The sequence below is a fragment of the Streptomyces sp. NBC_01216 genome (assembly GCF_035994945.1).
In the GTDB taxonomy this organism is placed as follows: domain Bacteria; phylum Actinomycetota; class Actinomycetes; order Streptomycetales; family Streptomycetaceae; genus Streptomyces.
This window is the reverse complement of sequence record NZ_CP108678.1, coordinates 273,962-293,242: the sequence shown is the minus strand read 5'-3', so window position 1 is coordinate 293,242 and position 19,281 is coordinate 273,962. Positions and strand designations below refer to the sequence as shown.

Genomic DNA, 19,281 nt, shown 5'->3' with positions numbered 1-19,281 from the left:
CGCCGGGTCCGCAGACCGCCAACGTCTCCCGCACCCCACGAAAGCGATACCGATGCCCGACCCCACCGCCCTGTGGCAGGCCCACCGCGCTGCCGACAACCTGAGCAACACCCTCGCCTCGTCCTACGAGGAGGCCATGGCCACCGGATTCCCGGTCTCCGCCGACGGCCAACGGCTCACCCAGCAGCTCACCGAACAGTTCGCCACGCTGCGAGAGCGGCTCGCCGATCTGGGCGTGACGACGTGACGACAGATCCGACCAGGTCGCCGCAGCCGTCCACCGGCCCGGCGGCATCGGACGGCCGCCCGGCACCGGCTCAGTACGCCGACGCCGCACTCGCCCCGGTCATCGCCGACGGCCGGCTGACGGGCCGGTTCCGCGACGGGTACACCGAGCAGGAGGTGAACACCGCCTTCGCCGTCCTGGGCGCGGCCACCGGGCTGCGCCTGGTGTGCGTCTGGGAGTACCGCGACAGCTTCGGCTGCGGCGGGAACTCTCAGTGGTTCGCCAGGGATTCGTCCGGCGGGCTCTGGGACCTGGCCGGGGATCTGGACGCCTGGCTCACCGGCGAGCGGTCCCATCCCGGTCCGGCCGGCTCCTGGGTCGGCCGGACAGTCGCCCACCGCGTCCAGGCGCTCGCCTGGACCGACAGGGAGCACAACTACGCCCAGCTGTCCCGGCTGTAGCAGCATCCCCGCGGCCGAGGCCGCGCTCGACCGACCGACCCGGTCGCGGCGGCCTCGGCCGTGCCGTCGAGCACCCCCCATCCCGCTTCAGTTCACCGCTTCGCCGATCCCGGCGGAACACCTCGGCCCCCTGGAGGCCCGCATGACCACCTCGCACCAGCACGCCGACCGCGGCGACCGCCCCGAGTCCGGCACGCCGCCGCGTCCGGACCAGGAAGTGCAGGGCGCCGCAGCGCTGGTCCGCCTGGCCCGCGAGCTGAGACTGACGGAGACGGACGTCGACGAGCTCGTGTACGAGATGGTGCACCGCGGCGCGTCGGGCGCCTACAACAACGGGGCCCATCCCCGGCTGGGTGACCTCGACGCCTTCGACGCCGTGCACGACGACGCCGACCAGCAGGCGAGCGCGATCAACAACTGCGGCCTGGAAGCCCAGGTCGCCGCACTGGTCGGAGCCTTCGGGCAACAGGAAGTTGAGCGGATGCTGCGGGACGAAGCCCCTGGCCACACCCATCCCAATGGAGTTTCCTAACTCTACGATTTCACGCATTGTCTGAATTGTCGGGCCGCAGTCCGACCGCCCCGCAAGCGGGGCCGTTCCCGCCGCCCGGCCCCGGACGGCCGAAAGCACAGAGGCACACCATGAACGTCCCCTCCCCTTGCGCCCGACCGGCGCCCGACACGATCAGCGATCCCGGCGGCCCGGCGGCCATGGACAACGAGGGCGGCGCGGCGGTGGCCCCACCGTGCCCCCTCGCGGAGGCGGAGCGGCTGCACGAGCATGCCGCCGTCAGGCGCGCCGCCCTGTTGGCCCTGGCCGACGCGCACTCCGACGAGATCACCGCCGCGTACGACGCCATCGACCAGGCGCGGCGGTGGCGGCTGCCCGAGTCGGTGGAGGAGGAGGGATGGGAGTACCGCGGCGGGCTGGAGGAGGAGAGCACCGACATCTGGGCCCGGGCGCACATGGCGTACTGGGTCCTCCAGGCAGCCCGGGTGACGGTGGCGAAGGTGCGCTCGGCCCTCGGCCTGCCGGTGGACGACGTCGACCTCCTCGACGACGCGGAGCGCGATGCCTACATCGCGTCGCTGAGCGACCAGGAGCGTGAGGAGCTCGCCGGGCCGTGGCCGGTTGAGTGGCTCTACGCACCGAAGCCGGGCGCGCCCATCCGGGTCGTCAACCTCTTCGCCGGGCCGGGCGGTTGGTGCGAGGGCATCGTCCATGTGCTGGGTGAGCCCGTCGACATGGTCGGGGTGGACATCTCCGAGGCCGCGTGCGCCACGGCGCAGGCCGCCGGGTTCCGGCGGATCTGCGCCTCGGTCACGGACCTGGACCCGGCGAACCCGGCGCTGCGCTACGTGGTCGCGGTGATCCTCTCCCCTCCGTGCCAGACGCTTTCGCCCGGCGGGAAGCTGGCCGGGCTCGCGGAGGAGGCCATGGGGCTGGTCGAGGAAGTGATCAGCCAGGCCGGGGCCGCGGCAGGGTTCGTCATGGTCGACGACGCCGGTGACGGCATGGAGGGCTACGCCCCGCCCACCGGCGCCACTTGGGACGAGGTCCGTGCCCCGCTGGCGGGGCTGAAGGACGCGCGCACCGGCCTCATGGCCGAAGCCGTGATCTGGCCGCTGGCGCTGCAGGCCAGGCACAACAGCATCCGCTGGGTGGCCATGGAGCAGTCCTCGAACCTCCTGAAGGCGAAGGCCGCCGAGTACGTGGTCGAGGCGATCGCCTCGGAGTTCTACGGAGCCGGCTGGGAGTACGCGAAGTTCAGCCTGGTCGAGGCCGCCGACTACGGGGCCGCCTCGAAGAAGAACCGCACCTTCATGGTGTGCATGCGCTACACCCGGCCGTTCACCAGCTACCGGCCCAGCAAGCCGGTCCCGGCCACCACCTGGGCCGCCTGCATGGGCTGGGAGAAGGGGCACAAGGTCACCACCCGCGGCGTACGCGGGATCAACCCCCTGACCGGCCGGCCCAAGGGCGGCGGCACGTTCACCGCCGACGAGCCGGGCACGACGGTGACCGGCACCGCGTACGGATGGAAGCGCGAGGCCGACGGCCTCACCCACACCCACGCCGACCTGGGCCGCGCCGTCGGCTTCCGCGCCGACTTCCCCTGGACCCATGTCGGCCGCGGTGAAGGCATCCGCAACAAGACCCAGCTCATCGCCGACACCGTCAGCCCCATGGCCGCCGCCGCCTGGATCGGCCACATCCTCGGCCGCGCCTGGGAGGCCCGGACCCGCGCCTACGTGCGCAGCCTCTACGCCCTCCGCCGGTCCGGCAGCCGCACCCTTCTCCGGGCCGCCGGCGAGCACGACGGCACCCGGCCGGCCACCCTGGGCAGGGTGGTGCCTGCGAAGAAGCGCGCCATCAAGGCCCGCACCGAGCGGGCCGCCGTCCGGACGGCCCAGACCGCAGCCGCCCGTACGGCCCCCGGCACAACGGCACCATCCCGCAAACGCCGTCCCGTCCGCCGCTGACCGCGCCCAGGACCGGCCAGGGCACCGGCGTTACAACCCCGTGTGCCCTGGCCAGCGGGCCCGGTCCAGGTCGGCAGGAGCCCGGCGGCGCCGGCTTCCGCCGGCGAAGGTCGAACATCCGAGGCAGCCACCGCCGAGCGATCGGCCGGTGTCACCCAGCGTGCGGCTGGCCGTCTCTCCCGGGGGTACCGACCGGCCAGTCCGTCGACCCGGGGTCAGGACGCCGCCACGGGCAGCGTCTTCGCGTCCGCGTGAGGAATCGCCGTGTGCGGGAGGCCCCGGCGCGCCTGTTGCTCCTTGGCCACGGCAGTGCGCAAGTGGCACAACGAGACAACGGGCAGAAGGCCGCCGAGCCGCGCCACGGCACCGAGCGCTTCGGTGGCCTCGGCCAGGTACTTGGCGGCGCCGCGCAGCTGCTCGTCCGTCTGGCGGTCACGCAGCCGGACGGCCACCTCGTCCAGGAGCTCGGCGAGTTCGCCAGCCCCCGGATCGTCCGGCACATCGCAGCCCCACCACTGAGCGGCCTCACCGAGTGCAGCTACCGCGTCTTCTCTGCTGAGCGGCACTCCGGGGCCTTCCACGTCACCGTTCGTCACGACCACATCCTGCACTGCGGCAGTTCCTCGCCGGGGAGGTTCAGGGGAACTCACGCGATCGCGCTGACGGCCGGACCGACCGGGGCCGGAAGGACGGCGTCGGTGCCGACGAGCGGAGGGCTCACCGGCGGATCGGCAGAAGTCGCCCACCTCGACGGGCTGGGGCAAAGGTCCGACTCGGTGAGGTCGAGCCGGTGAAGGTCAGAGCCGGGCCAGCGTCAGTGCGTGGGCACCTGCGCTGTCGGCCCGCTTCACGGCCTCGTCCAGGGCCGGGGAACGGGTACCGGCTGGCGGGCGGGTACGGGCCTCCAGTTCGGCCATGTTGATCTTGTTGGCCTCGTCGATCCGCTGGCTGTACACCTCGATGGCAGCGGCGAGGTTCTCCCCGGATGCCGCACTCCCGTCCTTCGCCATCGTCCGGGCCATCGTCCAGATCCCCTGGGCGAAGGCGTCGCGGTCCACCGTCCCCACCGGTGAAACCAGCCACGTTGAGGCCAGCACCAGGTTCATCGCCCGCTGCGCCCGTACGACGGCGGCCCAGGCGTCGTCGGTCAGGTCGGTGCCGCGCAGCAGGTATCGGCCCCGGGCCTCGGCGAGTTCCCGAGCGACGGTCGTTCGCCCTCCGGGGGTGTGTACCTGGCGCCACTCTCGCATCATGTTCATGACAAGCGCCACGCCGACCACCGCGACCATGACGGTCAGAAGGGTGCCGGACGACATGATGTCGCCGCCGAGGTTTCGCTGCATCTCGCGCTGCACCCACACCAGGAGCGGGACCACGACGGCCGCGCCTGCGACGACGATCGCTTGCATCCTGGCTCCACGGGCCAACTCGGCGAGGTCCACAGCGGCCCACCGGGGCAGCGGGGCGTCCGGGTTCCGCAGCACTTCGGGGTGCTGACGGGCGAGGCGGTGAACGGTGGCAGCGACCGACGCGGGAAGGCCCGGGTCAACCACCGCGGCCACGCGCTCACGGGTACTCCTCGGGATGCTCATGGACCTGCTCGCTCTCTGTTTCGGACCACGGTCGGCCTGCGACCAACTATGCACCTGGGCACCGACACCGTCCGAGGGCCCCTCGGCCCGCTGCGCACGTCCCGCCCCGGTAGCGCCGGGCGCTGTCTGCCCCGGCTCCGGCCCGGCAACGGGCGCGCGGGGGCCGAGGCCGGGATGACCGGGCTACGGGTCCTTCGTCGCTGGGGTGCACAGCCCGGCCTGCCGGACACCGGCGGTGGCGAGCTCGTCCGCCAGGACCCGGATCACGGCGAGGGTCATCGCCAGCAGTACCGCGTCCTTGCAGTCCAGCCACACCTTCGGGACGGAGGTGTCCACCGCGGCGTAGTTCGGGCTGTAGAAGTCGACGCCGGAGGCCAGGGCCGCGTCCATGTCGACGTCCGTCAACTCCCGGCCGTCGTGTGTGATCCGCATCAGCCGAGGCACCGCAGCCTCCAGCGCGGTGACCACCGCAGGGCGGTCCTCGTCGGACGACCTGACCGTGACCGACCACACCTGCTGCTCGGGCACACCGTGCTGCGCGATGATCCGCAGAGTCCCCGGGTGAACCGTGATCTTGCCTGGCACGCTCATCGCGGCGACGGCGCGGCTCATCCAGTCCGCTGCCCGCCCGTCGAACATCTCCGCGTACGCCTCGGCGATCTTCCCCAGGACGCCGGGGGTGCCGGCGCGGGCGGCCTGCTCGAACAGTTCGGCGGCGCCGTCGTGGTCCCCGCCGGCCAGGGCCGTACGGGCCAGCTGGAGGATCGGGTCCAGGTCCTCGGGCGGTGCGGCGGATTCGGTCATGAACGAGTGGCACCACGCCCGACCGACACCGCGGGCCCGGCCGGGGGCGCCGGCTCGGCCCGGTCCAGCCAGGCGATCCAGGCCCCGTCCGCGGCTCTGCCGAGATGGAGGTCGGGGGTGTGGTCCTTCTCGTGCGCGCAGATGCGTCCGTGGGCGCCGTGCCGGGCGGGGCAGAGCCGGGCCGTCTGCTCGGGGGTGAGGACGGACAGGTCGTCCGGCAGCGTGCGGCCGACGGCGGTCGCCCGCGCTTCGGCTCCCCGCCGGCGTTCGACGTCCTCGCGGCGTGCGTCCAGCACCCGCGCCCAGCGCAGCGCGGTGTCCTCGTCGCCCGGGGTGTAGAGGCACTGCGGCTCGCCGAACTCGAGGAGCGTGTCGAGCACGGTCATGCCCAGCGACTCCAGCAGGCGGCGCGAGGCGGTGTTGCGCTCCTGGGTGACCGCGATGAGCGGGCCTCCGTCGGGCACCGCCGCAGTCCACCACTCGACGGCGGCGCCCACGACATCGCGCCCGAGGCCCTGGCCCCAGGCCGATGGCAGCAGCTGGTAGGAGATCTCGGCCCTGTCCGCGCACCGGCTGTCCGCGGTGATGCTGACCAGGCCGATCGCCTCGCCCCCGGCGGCGGGAGCGACCGCCCAGACGCCGGGTGTGGTCGGGTACTCGCGTTGCCGGGTCGCCACCCGCTCCTCGCTGGCCGGGCCGCCCAGGAAGGCGCGGACCCGGGCGTCGGTCAGCAAGGCCCGCACGACCGGCGCGTCCTGGGCCGTGACCGGGCGCAGGACGACGCGGTCGGCACGAACGACGGCCGGCCAGAGGCGGGCGAGGGCGGATTCAACGGACTCCATCGGTCCAGGATGGCAGCGCTGGGTGGTCGCGCGTGACGAGATCGCGGCACATCGGGGTACCGGCGGGAGCCGGGGCGGGGATGGTCGGGCAGCGTGGCGTTCTGCTTCGTCCGGCGGTGAGCGGCTGCCCGGGTTCGGCGGCTGCCGCCCGTCCCGGCCCGGGTGTCGCACCGGGCCGGGACGGGGTGGTCACGTGCGGGCGCCGGGCTGTGCCGGGAGGACGTCGAGCGCGTGGTCGATCAGCGAGGCCAGGTCGGTGCCGTACCGGGTGTCGCCGTGGATGAAGGTGGTGGTGAAGGCGGTGCGGTCGCGCCGCGGGAGGTCGGCGGCGCGGTAGGGGGCCAGTTGGTCGGCGCGCAGGAGTTGGGCGACCGCGATGTAGCCGCGGTCGGCGACCAGGGTGAACAGGACGGGGCCGTCCATCTCGCTGCCGGCGTTGTGCGCGTCCCACCAGTACTCGTCCGGGGTGAGGCTGTGGCCGCGCTGGTGCCGGGCCACGATCGTCACCTTGATTCCGGCGCGCGGGTGGCCGACGACGATGTGGGAGGACCGCCCGTCCCAGGTGCCGCCCAGTGCCTGGGCGGCGGCGCGGCGGACGATGTGGGCGACGGAGTCGGGCGTGGGCTGCTCGGCGCCGGTGAGCAGGGTGCGCAGGCTGCCGGGACGGGTGTGGACCGGTCGGCGGGCGACGACCAGGACGTCGTTGCGGATGCGCTGGTCGTCGGTCTCGGTGATGCCGGGGTGCCAGCGGCGGTGGGCGCGGACGTCGGCCAGGAGATCGCGCGCACCCTGGTTGTCGGTGGGGTTGAGGTAGAGGAGGGTGAGCAGGACGAGTTCGGCGGAGTTGAAGCGGCCCAGGCGCCACAGGGTCAGGGCCAGGCCGTGGACGGCGCGCAGGAAGGGCCGGTTGTCCATCTCGGACCAGGGCAGCCGGCCGTGGAAAATCATGGGGAGGGACGCCTCGCCGACGGCGACGGCGGCCTCGTACCAGGCCAGTGCTTCCTTCAGGTGGCGTCGGCGGTCGGCGGCGGTGGGGCCGACGTAGGAGATGAGGTCGCCGAACTCGCCGTCGTGGCGTTGCAGGGCCAGGCTGCCGAGGTGGGCGTAGGCGTCGATGTCGCGGGGCTCGGCGGCCACGATGCGGTGCAGTTCGTCCTCGTAGCCTTCCACGTCCGCGGTGGCCCGCAGGGTGTCCAGCGCGGCGTCGAGGGGCACTTCGGTGCGGCCGGGGTAGGGGTCCGGCATCCGGTAGCGGGGCAGGACGCCGTCCTCGGCGAGCCGGTCCCGCCACCAACGAGCGGCAATCTCGGCGTCCTTCTGCGGGCCGGGGGCGATCCCGAGGTCCTCGGCGTCCGGCGCCGCCGGGTCTTCGCCGTCGTCGGAGTCGTCGGCGCTGTGCGCCTCCGCGTCCTCGGGACCGTCCTCCTCCTCGTCGTCTTCATCGTCCTCGTCGTAGGCGTCGAGGACTTCGCCGGGGTGGAAGTCGCCGTCCTCGGTTGCTTCGCGGGCGCCCGCGAGGTGTGCCCTCTCCAGGGCGGCCAGGGCCAGCTTGGCCCGGGTGCCGGGCAGCGCCTGCGTCAGCGGCTGATAGACGTCCGGCCAGAGGTGGCCGGCGGCGAGCGGGCTCCACATCATGTAGTCCTGCTGCATCAGGATCCGCAGGGCCAGGTCGAGGCCGTAGTGGTCGAGGCGGCCGGGGAGCCGGCCGGCCTCGCTGGCGCTGGCCACTTCCTGAAGTGCCTTCTGGTAGCCGATCTGCGTCTCGGCATCCAGGAGGCGGGCGAGCCGGGTCGGCTGGGTGCGCTGGACGCGCCGCTGCTTGTCGGCGGAGGGCCGCGTGGTGGTGGACATGGGGGCTCCTTGAACCGGGCTTCGCGTGACGCACCGCCCCACCTCGGTGCGACGCCAAGCCAACAGGTCAGGACGCCGTCATCATGTCGATCATGCTCATCGTGCCGGTTCGAGCGTTTGCTCAGTTCACCCGGGACGGTCAACGGTGGGGATGACCGGCGGGCCCGCGCACCGTGGGCGCGGCCAGGGCACCATCCTGGCGAATCCCCATCGGGCGGCGCAAGGCCACCCCCCGAAAGAGCCAACAACCGCCTGTTTTCGCACATACCGGGCTCGAAGATGTCTTCCTTCGATCCCGGCCGGCGCACCGTCACCGAGCGCTCGTCCGGGCGCGGAGGCGCGCCGCAAGGACAGCCCTCAGCCGGCCAGCCGCTCTCCGCCGCCGTGCTGCGCGTGTTCGGCCCGGGCTGCCTCCAGCAGCCGCCGCCACGACACCACCGTCGGCCGGCGCTTGAGCAGGGCGCGCCGCTCCCTCTCGGTCATCCCGCCCCAGATGCCGAACTCGACCCGCCGGTCGAGTGCGTCCGCCAGGCACTCGGTGCGGATGGTGCATCCGACGCACACGCTCTTGGCTCTGTTCTGTGCGGCACCCTCGACGAACAGCTCATCCGGATCCACACCCCGGCAGGCAGCCCGCCCCCAGTCGATGTCCGTCTCCCCCACGGCCGCGCCCCTCTTCCTCTTCCCGCTCCTGCCGGTTCCCCTCGGCGACCGACCAGCGTAGGCGATGCACCGTCCGTGGAACCTACGGAGAAGGTGAGCGAGGCCGCTACTGTCGCTCTGCCGATGCCACGCTTTCGAGTGATTCCGCAGCGGCCGCCCCGCGCCGCAGATTCGGGGTGTTGTCGCCCGTCCGACAGGAGACAGCTGTGCCCGATCCGTCCGAGAACACCTCGCCCACACAAGGGCGTTCGCAGTCTGCGAGGTGGCAGCGCTGGGCGCTCGTCTTCGGCCTGCCCAGCGCCGCCGTCGCCTTGATCGCGGCGTGGGCGATCCGCCCGCACGGCACCACGTCCACCGTGCTGGTCGTCCTGATCGCACTCGCGGCCCTCGCTGTGTTCGTCACCACGATGCCGCGGCGGCAGCCGGCCACGGCTGAGCACACGGACGCCGGGTCCAGCACCAGGTGACCGTGCGAGTGCCGGGTCTCATGACCTGAGCACCGGCCCGCGCCGGCCGCGACCAGGTGCAGCGCCGGATCGGCCTCCTCGCTCTGCCGCGACGGCTGGCGCCATCGCCCCGGTGCGCCGCGCGGTCGGCGAACCGGACAGAACCCGCGCGGATCCGGCCGGTTCGGCCGGAGCTTCGGACCGTGGCAGCGGGGATCCCGTAGCTTCCGCGCCATGGCGAGGACATTGCGGCTGGCCGTCGCGCAGAGCACCGTGCCGGAGGACCCCACAGACCGCGGCGCGCTGCGGGCGGCGGGGCAGGAGATCCGGGCCCTGATGGCCGAGGCCGCCGGGGCGGGGGCGCGACTGGTGCAGTTCCCCGAGGGAGCACTCACCTATCCGAGCAAGCACGTGATGGCGGCCGGCCCGGACGGGAAGCTGGTCCCGGCCGACTGGAGCCGTGCCGCCTGGGACGTCCTGCGCGACGAGGCCGAGTCGATCGCCGCGCTGGCGGGGGACCTGCGGCTGTGGACGGCGTTCGGGTCGCTCCACCCGCTCACACCGCCGACCCCGCCCCACAACAGTCTCTTCGTCGTCTCCGACCGCGGCGAGCTGGTCGCGCGGTACGACAAGCGGTTCCTGTCGCACACCGAGGTCTCCTACCTGTACACCCCGGGGCGCGAGCCTGTGGTCTTCGAGGTGGACGGCATCCGGATCGGCTGCGCGCTGTGCGTCGAGGCGAACTTCCCGCCGCTCTTCGCCGAGTACGAGCGCCTGGACGCCGACCTCGTCCTGCTCTCCGTGATGGTCGACGATGCTCCGAGGGCGCGCGTCGCCCAGGCTTACGGGACGCTGTACAGCTATTGGTTGGGCTACGCCGTGCCGGCGCAGTTCAGCGCCACGGTGCCGTCCGGGATCGTTGCACCCGGCGGCCGGTGGCTGGCGCAGTGCCCCGCCGACGGGCAACCCGCCCTGGCGGTCGCGGACATCGACCTCGACTCGACCGACCCGGACATCGACGTAGCTCTTCGGTACGCCCGGCCCTGGCGCCGCCTGGCGCAGGACGGGCTCTACGAGGACCGGCTGGTGACCGGGGACCCGCGCAGCGACATCCGCACGGCCTTCTGAGAGCGCCCCGCGCACCTGACCCGCCAGAGCTTCCCGGCGGCGTGCCGGATCGCGGCGCGCTGCTCCTGGGGCGGCCTACCGTGCGCCGACGGCCGCAGGGCGGATCTCCGCGAGGATGGTCCGTGCCCCCTGGTCGAGGAGGCCCAGTGCGACCGCCGCGCCGAGCTTCTCCGGCTCGTCGGCACGGCCGGTGGAGGCGGCGGTGAGCCGAACGGTTCCGTCCAGGGACACGACCTGCCCGGTGAGGCGCAGCCGGTCTTCCGGCTCGTGGGTCACGTAGGCGCCCACTGGGACGCTGCACCCGCCGTGGAGTTCGGCGAGCATGCTCCGCTCGGCCCGGACCGCCGCGTGGACCGTATGGTCGGCCGCCCGTTCCAGCAGCGTCCGCAACTCCTGCTGGTCGCTGCGGATCTGGATGCCCAGGGCGCCCTGGCCGGGCGAGGCGGGGAACCGGTCCAGTGGCAGCACCTCGGTGATGTGCTCCTCCAGGCCCAGCCGTCGCAGGCCCGCGACCGCGAGGACCACGGCGTGCACCCGGTTCCTTCCCTTCAGCGCCGCCAGCCGCCCGGGGACGTTGCCCCGGATCGGCACCAGCTCCAGGTCCGGCCGCACCGCCCGCAGCAGCGCGGCCCGGCGGGGGGCTCCGGTGCCGACCCGGGCCCCGTGCGGCAACTCGGCCAGCGTCGAGCCGCACAGGGCGTCTTCCACCGCCTCCCGCCCTGGCGGGGCCAGCAGCACCAGGCCGTCCGGCATGCTGGTCGGCAGGTCTTTCAGGGAGTGGACCGCGACGTCGATCTCGCCGGCGGCCAGGGCCGCCTCCAGGCGGCTGGAGAACGCGCCTCCCGCACTGCGCCCGGCGACGTCGGCAAGCAGTGAGACGCGGTCGCGGTCGCCTGCCTCCGTGATCACCCGGCGCTTGAACTCGACGCCGGGGCAGAGCGGGGCGAGTAGCTCCAGGTACTGGCGGACCTGGGTACGGGCGAGTTCGCTGCCCCGCGAACCGACAAGGATGGGCACACCGGCTCCCGGAATCTGACGAGACGTGAGCTCCACGGTACCCGGCCGGAGCGGTGGCGCTTTCCGACAGCGCGTCGGGGGCAACACACCTGTGCGTCATGGGTGTTGGCGCTTCTGGCGGATTGGGGAACAGGTGCTCGATGGCCGGCTGGCGTGGGCCTTCGGTAGGGTCCGTGGCGCGGTTCGGATGAAGCGAGCGAGACGTTGGGAGCAGGGATGCCAGACGACGAGGAGCCCTTGAGCGCCTGGTACGCGCGCCGGGAGGCGAGGCGCCGTCCGATCAGCGAGCGCCGCGTCGTCAGTCTGCATGCGGGTCCGAGCCGGGGCTCGCACGTCGATCCGCAGGCTCCGCGGATCGTCGAGGAGTGGGACGGGCACAGCTGGCAGCCCGTCTCCGTGGCCGACGACTACTCCGCCGCTTGCCGCGCCGTCTCCGCGCTCGACGCGGCCGTGGCGGTGCCGGTGCCGGGGTTCAACCCGCTGGGGCCGGGGACCGGACGGCACCGGAAGATCCCCACCTGACCCGTCGGCGGCCCCGGCCACCGAGCGGGAGGAGTGGTCGCCCTTCCGGCCGACGGCGTGCTGCCCGGGCCGGCGGACGCGTCCTGCCCGGCGGCGCCGGACATGCCGGCCGGTCTACGCGGTGCCTCGGTCCGGGCGGGAGATGAGGAGCCTGTCGATGATCCGGTGCTCGGCGAGGAGCCGTTCGGCCTGCTGGAGCAGCAGGGTGTCGCCCAGCTCGGTCAGGTGTACCCCGTCGCTCCACAGGCCGGCCGGGTCGTCGCCGTCGGCGGGTGTGAGGTGCCGGGCGGCGGCGGTGAAGGGGGCCCACACGTCCAGGAACAGCGCGCCGTTCGTGGCTGCGGCCGCGCGGGCGGCCTCGTTGTAGCGGGCGAGTTCGGCGTTCATCGCGGCCACGGTGCCGGGGCTCTCGACAGGGCCGAACGGCGCCTCGGACATGACGATGGTTGTCCGGGTGGAGCCGCCGAGGCCGCCGAGCATCGCTTCGAGGTGCTGGGCGTACTCGTCGAGGTCGACCGCCTCCGGCAGCCGGTTCTGGAAGCGCCGCCACACGTCGTTGATGCCACAGCCGAGGAAGACGAGGTCGTAGTCGGCGCCGGTGGCCAGGTCGCGTTCGACGATGCCGGCGATGTCGCGGCTCGTGGCGCCCCCCAGCGCGTGGTTGCGGATGTCGAAGCCGACGTGGGGCCAGGCGGCGCGCAGGGACAGGGCAAGGCGGTGGACCCAGCCGCGCCGGCGCCACCCCTCGACGGTGACCCTGGAACCGACTGCGGGCAGAGCGGCCTGGTTGGCCATCTGCGCGTTGAACGCCTCCAGATGCTCCATGATCGAAGTGCCGAAGAAGCCCACGGACAGGGTTCGGGGGCGCTGGCCGGCACCGGTCGGCATGACCTGGTCTGGTCGCTGCTCATGCATGATCGCCCACCCCCGAAGTCCGGACGATCACCAGGTTAGGACAGGGCGGCCCAGCGTATGGGGGCGTTCCCCGAACGTGACGGCGTCGCCTCCTCACGACGGTGCCGGTTCTCCCAGGCGTCGGCCGGGGACGTCCGGGCCTCGCTCTGGACTACGGGGACGCCCAGTACCGGGCCCAGGTCCGCGCCGCGGTGACCGTACGCTCCAGGTCCTCTGTCCCGTACTGCTGCCACGCCTCCCACCACCGGGCCTCCGCTTCGGCCAGGACGGCTACGGCCTCCCGTGAGGCCGCCGTGAAGGCGGGCACCTTCGCGCACCAGCGCGCGGCCTGCTCGGCGGTCTGCCTGCCGTCCAGGACCAGCCGGAAGCCCCACAGTGCCGTGTCCAGCCAGGCGGGGGCGCGCATCGCCCATGCCCAGTCGACGAGCCACACCCGGCCATCGCGCTCGGTCATGAAGTTCACGGCCGCAGGATCGGAGTGCGCGAGACGGTCGCCGGTCAGGAGGGCTTCGTCGGACGGGTCGCAGTACTCCCCCCACTTGTCCCAAGCCGTACGTCGCACGACCTCGGGTGCGGCCCGCAGGCTCAGCTCGCACAGAACTGCGGCAACGGCGTCCAGGTGCTCGCTGTCGTCACCGAAGTACGTCCAGGCCGACGCGTCGAGCCCTTGGAAGCACAGCACGAGCCAGCCGCCGGCCTCCTCGCACCACAGCAACTTCGGCGCGCTCTGCGGAAGGAAGGGGGCCACCGCGACCTCGGCCCGCAGCTGACCGATCCGCTCGTGCCGTACCGGCAGCCCCTTCAGGAACACCATCTCGGAGCCCGTCGTCGGCCAGGCCCAGCAGGCGAGCGCCGCACTGGTCCCGTTCTCCACCTCGACCCGCGGGAAGTCCTCGCCGACCCGTGCCTCGATCGCGGCACGGGTCGCAGTGGGCAACTCGTCGAACGTCAGCCGCTCCACGTACACGGAGCCGTCAGCTCCCGGGCTTGGGCGGCTGGGGGTTGTTCGGCGGGAACGGGGGGTTCTTGTCCGGTCGGGTCGGGGGCCCGGTGGACGGCCCGCCCGGCGGCGGCTTGGACGTGGGCCCGGGTGACGGGCGCCTGAGCTCGGGGAACGTCGTCGTCATGCCGGGAACGTACCGCTGGCTTCAACGTCTCGCCCATGCGTTGCCCGGATTGGCCGGATCGTGTCCGCGGCTGGCCGTCGGCGCGCAGGGACAGTGCAAGGCGGTGGACCCAGCCGCGGCCGTCCAGGCCGCGTGCTCACTCGGTCCCGGCTCGGAGGTGGTGCAGAGCGGTCGCCGCCGCGTCTGCGGCCGGGTGGCCCGAGCCTGCAGCCCGGGCGGCCTGCGCGAGGACGGTGGTCGCCGTGTCGCTGCGGCCGTGCAGGTGGGCGGCGATGCCGAGGTTGAACTGGTCCCCCGGCTCCGGCAGCTGCTGTGAGACCTCGTTCCACTCCCGGGCGCCGAGCGGACGGGGCTTGTGTCCGTGGTTCCCCTCGTCGGCGCCTGCCGCGTATGCGAGTACCCGCCAGTCGGGCGACGCACCACCGGCGGCGCGAGAGAGCAGGCCTGTCGAGGCCCCGTCGGGGACAGCGCCGGCCCAGTCGAGCGCGCGCTCGAACAGGAGCCGGGAGTCCTCGTGGCTTCCCCGGGCGCACCAGAGGCGGTACAACTCGTCCTCGCCGAGGGGGCGGTGGATACCGCAGCGCCGTACGTCGATGGCCGCCTGCACGAGGAGATGTCCTTCGGGGCGCTGCGGGCAGCCTGGTGGTAGTGCCTGACCAGGTTCTCGCCGCCGACGAGGGACTCGGCGAGGCCCTTGCTGACGGGGTAGCCCTTCTCACGGAGATAGCTGCGCTCGCGGGCGGTCAGGGTGAAGGGCACCTTGATGCGGTGCGCGTACTCGAGCAGCACCGTCCGCGCGGGGGCGGTGGCGGGCGAGGTGTCCGCAAGGAGACGGCCGCGCCAGGCGGTGTCCACGCTGGCCAGCACCACGGCATGCGGGAGGGTCTTGTCCAGCACGCCGCTGCCCAACAGCACGAGGTCGGCCGGGGTGAGGCCGTCGAGCCACAGGACGTAGCGGCTGCCTGCGCTGAACCGGCTGGTGAAGTTGGGCTGTACGGCGACTCGGGCGAGATCGAGGGCGGTGAACTGGGCGAATTTGGCCTGCGGGAGGGCGCGCTGCAGGCCCTCGTACGCGGCCCGCGAGACGCCGGAGAGCGGCGGGCCGTCCAGGAGGATCATGGAGTTCATCGGCTCGGCGGCCGAGGCCAGGAGCCGCGAGACCTCGTCGATCGGGTCTGCCGGACCCTCAGGGTGGGGTCGCTGGGGCACGGTGAGTCCTTACGTCCGGTGCGGCACGCTGACCGCGATGGTCGCCCTCGGCGAGGGCTGGTCTTCGTCACTCCCGGCGCGGTCCGTTGCGGGCGCGGGGCGCCGGGACCTGTCAGGATCCGCCGGCTGTGCGGAGGTTCAGAGGTCGGGCCCAGGCTCCGTGGGCGGCGAAGGCGCGCAGCACGGGCTCGATCACGGTGGCCGCGTCGCGGGTGATGCCGTCGGGGGTGAGGGTAGCGCGGTGGCAGATCGGGCGGCCGGCGTCGGTGCCGTAGTCGGCGTACTTGCCGTCGTCGTAGCGGCCGATGGCTGCTTCGACGTCGATGAGTCCGAAGGCCTCGAGTTGGCGGTGGGTCTCGTAGGCGTCGCGGCCGAGTCCGAAGTGGCCGGCGCGCTCGGCGCCGGTGACGTACGGCTCGTCGTGGACGGGGTTCTGGTTGATGTCGAGCCACATGAGGTAGGCGACGATCTCGCTGGGGGTCAGCAGGTTGACCCAGCCGCGGGTGAAGAACTCGATCGGCACGTTGACGCCGGGCAGCGCGGGGCGGGGGACCTTGTACGGGATGGGGGCGGCGGTGGTGCTGGCGCCGCTGTCGCACAGCAGTTGGAAGTCGCGGAAGGGCCGGGAGGTCCCGGCGTTGGGGAGTTCGAGCAGCTGGTGCTCGTGCAGCTTCTTGATGGCCTCGGTGATCTGGCGGGCCTTGTTGACGCGGGGGCTGGCGATCCGCCGGCCGCCGGGGGTGTGGCGGGCGTGCGCGCCGATCAGGGACATCCAGGAGTAGGGCTGGGTGCTGTCGGGCTCGATGGGGATGCGGTTGGCCCACTGGTGGCCGGGGGCGGCCTGGCAGTGGGCGGCGAACAGCAGGACCAGGTGGAGGCGGCCGGCGATGCCGCGCGGGGCGATCAGGCGGGCCGCAGGGGGCTGGTCGGCGCGGGGCAGTCCGTTGCGCTCCCGGTCGACGAAGCGAGGGGTGTCGTGCCGGAGGTAGGTGCGGCGGAGCCGGACTGCGGCGGGGGTACGGCCGCGGGCGGACAGCTCTTCGCTGGCGGTGGTGACGGCGGCCAGGGCTCCGCTGGTGCGCAGCGTGGTGAGCGCGTCGAGGCGGGCCTGGACCTTGGCGGTAGCAGCTGCGGAGCGGTTCACCGACGAGTTCTCACCTTTTGATCGCCACGTTTTGATCCGTATGTTGTGCTCATCGTCATCCATCTATCCAGTCATGGTGTCGACACATGAGGATCAATCCGTGGTGCCAGTGTAGCGGGAGGGGCGTCCCGAAGGGGTCTCATGGTGTGTACGAGCTCCGCCGTCGCACCCGCGGCCCCGCTTCACAGGGGTCCCGGAGTCCTTGGCGGCGGCTCGTGCGGCAGAGGCGGTCCGGGCCCGGAAACGTCTTAGCCCCGGCGACATGATCACGAGGATCAGCGGTCCACCGGGGCTTCTCACCCATGACTATACCCGAATCCGAAGGAGGAACAACGTGACGCACGCTTCCCCGGCCCCCGGCGCCGGCCCGTGGGTGGAGGCCTGGCTGAGCCCGGCCCGCTACGGGGTGTACCTGAACGAGGCCGGCGGCGACCGCACCCGGGCGCTGGAGCTCTACCGGTGGAACAGCGAGCTGTCGTGCGCGGTCCTGCACGACCTCGGCCACTTGGAGGTCGCGCTGCGCAACGCCTACGCCGCCGCTCTGGACGCGACCTGGTCGGGGGCGGGGCACTGGCTCGACGATCCGGCCAGCCCGCTGCGGGCCCCGCTGATGCGTACCAAGCGGGGCGGCCCCCGCGGCCCGCGGCAGGTCGACATCAACGACAAGCCCCGCCGGGCGATCGACGCGGCCCGTAGCCGGTACGGAATGCAGGCCCCGCCGGGGAAGATCATCGCCGACCTGTCGCTGGGGCTGTGGCGCTACCTGTCGTCCTCCGCGCACGAGAAGACCCTGTGGGTGCCGCACCTGCACCGGGCCTTCCCGCCGGGGACCAACCGCGGCCAGGTCGACCGGAAGATCGGTGACCTCCACGGGCTGCGCAACCGGGCCGCGCACTGGGAGCCGCTGCTGGCCGCGCCGCTCACCCGCCGGATGGGCGACCTGGCGTGGGTCGCCGGGCTGCTGGGCTCCGAGCTGGCCGCCTTTATCCAGCATCACAGCGAGGTGTCGGCGCTGCTGGCCAAGCGCCCGTGACGACGGTGCCGGCCGCTGCCCGGCGCGCGGTGCCCGGGAGCGGCCGGCACCGTCGTCACGGCCTCCCCCGGGGGTGCCCCGCTTCTGGTCCGGGCGGGGCCGCGGAGTTGTTTTCGTAGGCTCGCCCGGACGCCGGCACGGAGCCGGCGCAGTGCGGACCGCCCTGCAGGGCCGGCCGGGAGGAGGGCATCATGCGCGGCACCACGGTGGCGGGCCGGTACCGGGTGGTCGACCTCCTCGGCGCTGGCGGGATGGGCGAGGTCTGGCGGGCCGTGGACGAGCGGCTCGGCCGCCCGGTGGCGCTCAAGGTCCTCCTGCACCCCGAGGACGAGGAATTGCTCCGGCGCCTGGAGGGCGAGGCCCGGGCCGCGGCCGCCCTGTGCGATCCGCACGTCGTGGCCGTCCACGACGTCGGCGAGGCCCTGGTGGCCGGGCGCCGGGTCGTCTACCTGGTGATGGAACTGGTCGACGGGCAGCCGCTCAGCCGGCTCCTGGCCGAAGGCCTTCCGGCGGTCGGCGACGTCGTGGCCTGGGGGCAGCAGATCTGCCGAGGCCTGCAGGCCGCCCACACCGCCGGCCTGGTGCACCGCGACATCAAGCCCGCGAACATCCTGATCACCGCCGACGGGCGGGTGAAGGTCTGCGACTTCGGGATCGCGCGCCGGACCGACGCGGTCGGCCATCCTCTCACCGGGACCAGAGCGGTGATCGGCACCCCGTCGTACATGTCCCCGGAGCAGGCCCGCGCCGATGCGGTGATCGACGCCCGCAGCGACCTGTACTCGCTGGGGTGCCTTCTGTACGAGCTGCTGACCGGCGCGCCGCCGTTCCCCGGCGGCGGGTGGCAGGTACTGGCCCAGCACCTGCACCAGGCCCCGGCCCCGGTTCGCTCCCACCGGCCCGAGGTGCCCGCCGAGCTCGAGCACCTGGTGGCGGAGCTGCTGCAGAAAGACCCGCAGCGGCGGCCCGCGGACGCGGCGGAGGTCGCCCGGCGCCTTCAGGCAACCGTCGTGCGCGCCTCCACCGCCCCGATCACCGTGCCGGTCGAGACCGTCGTGTTGCCCGTGGACCGGCTGCCCACGGTACGCGCGGCCCAAGCCCGGCAGCCCGTCGTCAGGAAGGTCTCCACGGGCTCCGCCGACCGCGCGGCCGCCGGGCCCAGGAGGTCGGCGCCGTGGCGGGCCGGAGCGCTGACCGGTGTCCTGGTCGGCGGCCAGCTGGCCATGTTCACGGCTCTCCCCGGCCCGGTGAGCGCTGTGCTGGGGCTGGTGGCCGGCGGCTGCGTCGCGGCCGGCTCGCGCCTGGAGGAGCGGCACGACGCCGTACACGGCCAGCAGAGCGGGCAGGGCAGCGTCGTCGGGGTGTTCGCCGCGATGCTGATCGCCACCGTCACGATGGTGGTGCTGCTGGGGTGGAGCACGCTGACCTGGTGGGTGGCGGTACTGGTCGCAACGGTGACCGGGCCGGTGCTCGTGGCGGGCGCGGCCGGCGTCCGGGCCCTGGTCGAGCAGCTGCTGCGCCGAGGCGGACCGGAGGCCGAACTCGCCTCCACCGCCGGGCTGCTCAGCGGCGCCGTCGGCTACGCGCTGACCGCCTCCGCGATCCACGGGCCGGTCGCGGGCGCCCTCGCGGCCGGGGCCGGTGCCTGGGTGGTGAGCAGTCTGGCCGTCGGAGCTCTGATGCCCTCACCTCGCCCGCGCCCGCGGCACCTGTGAGCGCGCACAGCCAGCTGCAGCGACGAACGGGCTGGCCTTCTCAGCGCGGCGGTTGCTGTCTCACCGCCCCGGTGCCGACCCCGCCCCCAGGCGTCGGAAGGT

Annotated in this window: 20 protein-coding genes; 9 read left to right on the top strand and 11 right to left on the bottom strand. The window is 73.2% G+C overall.

All coding sequences use genetic code 11. The features are described 5' to 3' along the window. Window positions 1-52 precede the first annotated feature (52 nt). The 4 genes from OG393_RS33920 to OG393_RS33905 all read left to right on the top strand — a co-directional run bounded on the left by OG393_RS33920 (window position 53) and on the right by OG393_RS33905 (window position 3,171). Complete coding sequence (locus OG393_RS33920) at window positions 53-247, top strand: hypothetical protein (protein WP_250305394.1); 195 nt, start codon at window positions 53-55, stop codon at window positions 245-247. Continuing rightward, a complete protein-coding gene (locus OG393_RS33915) occupies window positions 244-687 on the top strand; it encodes a hypothetical protein (RefSeq protein WP_250305393.1) in 444 nt (147 codons plus the stop codon). The genes OG393_RS33920 and OG393_RS33915 overlap by 4 nt, the downstream gene beginning before the upstream one ends. A 142-nt stretch (window positions 688-829) precedes the next feature. Further along, window positions 830-1,219 (top strand): hypothetical protein, encoded by a 390-nt coding sequence (locus OG393_RS33910; protein WP_327378915.1) that lies wholly within the window; start codon window positions 830-832, stop codon window positions 1,217-1,219. A 110-nt stretch (window positions 1,220-1,329) separates the two neighbouring features. Continuing rightward, window positions 1,330-3,171 carry a hypothetical protein gene (locus OG393_RS33905; RefSeq protein WP_250305391.1) on the top strand — a complete coding sequence of 614 codons (1,842 nt, stop codon included), beginning with the start codon at window positions 1,330-1,332 and terminating at the stop codon, window positions 3,169-3,171. Window positions 3,172-3,386: 215 nt separating this feature from the next. Here OG393_RS33905 and OG393_RS33900 read toward each other — a convergent pair whose 3' ends face one another. From OG393_RS33900 to OG393_RS33875, 6 genes are all read right to left on the bottom strand, one after another. Beyond that, window positions 3,387-3,767: a hypothetical protein gene (locus OG393_RS33900; RefSeq protein ID WP_327378914.1), complete on the bottom strand. Its 381-nt coding sequence runs from the start codon at window positions 3,765-3,767 to the stop codon at window positions 3,387-3,389. 201 nt (window positions 3,768-3,968) lie between these two features. Then, the gene (locus OG393_RS33895; RefSeq protein ID WP_327378913.1) at window positions 3,969-4,733 is read right to left on the bottom strand and encodes a hypothetical protein; all 765 of its coding nucleotides are present in this window, start codon (window positions 4,731-4,733) and stop codon (window positions 3,969-3,971) included. Window positions 4,734-4,946: 213 nt separating this feature from the next. Beyond that, a complete protein-coding gene (locus OG393_RS33890) occupies window positions 4,947-5,567 on the bottom strand; it encodes a hypothetical protein (RefSeq protein WP_327378912.1) in 621 nt (206 codons plus the stop codon). Next, window positions 5,564-6,409, bottom strand: coding sequence for a GNAT family N-acetyltransferase (locus tag OG393_RS33885; protein ID WP_327378911.1), 846 nt, complete (start codon window positions 6,407-6,409; stop codon window positions 5,564-5,566). The genes OG393_RS33890 and OG393_RS33885 overlap by 4 nt, the downstream gene beginning before the upstream one ends. A gap of 189 nt (window positions 6,410-6,598) precedes the next feature. Then, entirely contained in the window at window positions 6,599-8,260 is a 1,662-nt protein-coding gene (locus tag OG393_RS33880; RefSeq protein ID WP_327378910.1) for a hypothetical protein, read from the bottom strand. A 357-nt stretch (window positions 8,261-8,617) separates the two neighbouring features. Further along, a complete protein-coding gene (locus tag OG393_RS33875; RefSeq protein ID WP_250305385.1) occupies window positions 8,618-8,923 on the bottom strand; it encodes a WhiB family transcriptional regulator in 306 nt (101 codons plus the stop codon). A gap of 206 nt (window positions 8,924-9,129) precedes the next feature. Between OG393_RS33875 and OG393_RS33870 the strand changes: the two genes are divergently transcribed. Beyond that, window positions 9,130-9,390: a hypothetical protein gene (locus tag OG393_RS33870; protein ID WP_327378909.1), complete on the top strand. Its 261-nt coding sequence runs from the start codon at window positions 9,130-9,132 to the stop codon at window positions 9,388-9,390. Window positions 9,391-9,603: 213 nt separating this feature from the next. Then, window positions 9,604-10,497 carry a carbon-nitrogen hydrolase family protein gene (locus tag OG393_RS33865; RefSeq protein WP_327378908.1) on the top strand — a complete coding sequence of 298 codons (894 nt, stop codon included), beginning with the start codon at window positions 9,604-9,606 and terminating at the stop codon, window positions 10,495-10,497. A gap of 75 nt (window positions 10,498-10,572) precedes the next feature. Here OG393_RS33865 and hemC read toward each other — a convergent pair whose 3' ends face one another. Further along, on the bottom strand, window positions 10,573-11,514 hold the full coding sequence (gene hemC / locus OG393_RS33860; protein ID WP_327378907.1) for a hydroxymethylbilane synthase: 942 nt from the start codon (window positions 11,512-11,514) through the stop codon (window positions 10,573-10,575). Between the two features lie 216 nt (window positions 11,515-11,730). Here hemC and OG393_RS33855 point away from each other — a divergent pair, with 216 nt between their 5' ends. Further along, complete coding sequence (locus tag OG393_RS33855) at window positions 11,731-12,036, top strand: DUF6087 family protein (protein ID WP_327378906.1); 306 nt, start codon at window positions 11,731-11,733, stop codon at window positions 12,034-12,036. A gap of 114 nt (window positions 12,037-12,150) precedes the next feature. On the opposite strand, the gene OG393_RS33850 is transcribed toward OG393_RS33855, so the two are convergent. The 4 genes from OG393_RS33850 to OG393_RS33835 all read right to left on the bottom strand — a co-directional run bounded on the left by OG393_RS33850 (window position 12,151) and on the right by OG393_RS33835 (window position 16,431). Beyond that, window positions 12,151-12,951, bottom strand: a complete 801-nt coding sequence (locus tag OG393_RS33850; RefSeq protein ID WP_327378905.1) for an SGNH/GDSL hydrolase family protein — start codon at window positions 12,949-12,951, stop codon at window positions 12,151-12,153. Between the two features lie 151 nt (window positions 12,952-13,102). Further along, window positions 13,103-13,888 (bottom strand): aminoglycoside phosphotransferase, encoded by a 786-nt coding sequence (locus OG393_RS33845; RefSeq protein ID WP_327378904.1) that lies wholly within the window; start codon window positions 13,886-13,888, stop codon window positions 13,103-13,105. A 326-nt stretch (window positions 13,889-14,214) separates the two neighbouring features. Beyond that, window positions 14,215-14,685, bottom strand: coding sequence for a hypothetical protein (locus OG393_RS33840; RefSeq protein ID WP_327378903.1), 471 nt, complete (start codon window positions 14,683-14,685; stop codon window positions 14,215-14,217). Window positions 14,686-15,399: 714 nt separating this feature from the next. After that, window positions 15,400-16,431, bottom strand: coding sequence for a hypothetical protein (locus OG393_RS33835; RefSeq protein ID WP_327378902.1), 1,032 nt, complete (start codon window positions 16,429-16,431; stop codon window positions 15,400-15,402). A gap of 334 nt (window positions 16,432-16,765) precedes the next feature. Here OG393_RS33835 and OG393_RS33830 point away from each other — a divergent pair, with 334 nt between their 5' ends. Together OG393_RS33830 and OG393_RS33825 are read left to right on the top strand one after the other, a co-directional pair. Further along, complete coding sequence (locus tag OG393_RS33830) at window positions 16,766-17,464, top strand: hypothetical protein (RefSeq protein WP_327378901.1); 699 nt, start codon at window positions 16,766-16,768, stop codon at window positions 17,462-17,464. A gap of 191 nt (window positions 17,465-17,655) precedes the next feature. Then, window positions 17,656-19,179 carry a serine/threonine-protein kinase gene (locus OG393_RS33825; protein ID WP_327378900.1) on the top strand — a complete coding sequence of 508 codons (1,524 nt, stop codon included), beginning with the start codon at window positions 17,656-17,658 and terminating at the stop codon, window positions 19,177-19,179. Window positions 19,180-19,281 lie beyond the last annotated feature (102 nt).

Excerpts from the sequence above, each read along its gene's own strand:
- OG393_RS33880 (WP_327378910.1), bottom strand. The coding sequence starts at position 8,260 with ATGTCCACCACCACGCGGCCCTCCGCCGACAAGCAGCGGCGCGTCCAG.
- OG393_RS33905 (WP_250305391.1), top strand. The coding sequence starts at position 1,330 with ATGAACGTCCCCTCCCCTTGCGCCCGACCGGCGCCCGACACGATCAGC.
- OG393_RS33855 (WP_327378906.1), top strand. The coding sequence starts at position 11,731 with ATGCCAGACGACGAGGAGCCCTTGAGCGCCTGGTACGCGCGCCGGGAG.
- OG393_RS33825 (WP_327378900.1), top strand. The coding sequence starts at position 17,656 with ATGCGCGGCACCACGGTGGCGGGCCGGTACCGGGTGGTCGACCTCCTC.
- OG393_RS33920 (WP_250305394.1), top strand. The coding sequence starts at position 53 with ATGCCCGACCCCACCGCCCTGTGGCAGGCCCACCGCGCTGCCGACAAC.
- OG393_RS33885 (WP_327378911.1), bottom strand. The coding sequence starts at position 6,409 with ATGGAGTCCGTTGAATCCGCCCTCGCCCGCCTCTGGCCGGCCGTCGTT.
- OG393_RS33850 (WP_327378905.1), bottom strand. The coding sequence starts at position 12,951 with ATGCATGAGCAGCGACCAGACCAGGTCATGCCGACCGGTGCCGGCCAG.
- OG393_RS33910 (WP_327378915.1), top strand. The coding sequence starts at position 830 with ATGACCACCTCGCACCAGCACGCCGACCGCGGCGACCGCCCCGAGTCC.
- OG393_RS33865 (WP_327378908.1), top strand. The coding sequence starts at position 9,604 with ATGGCGAGGACATTGCGGCTGGCCGTCGCGCAGAGCACCGTGCCGGAG.
- OG393_RS33890 (WP_327378912.1), bottom strand. The coding sequence starts at position 5,567 with ATGACCGAATCCGCCGCACCGCCCGAGGACCTGGACCCGATCCTCCAG.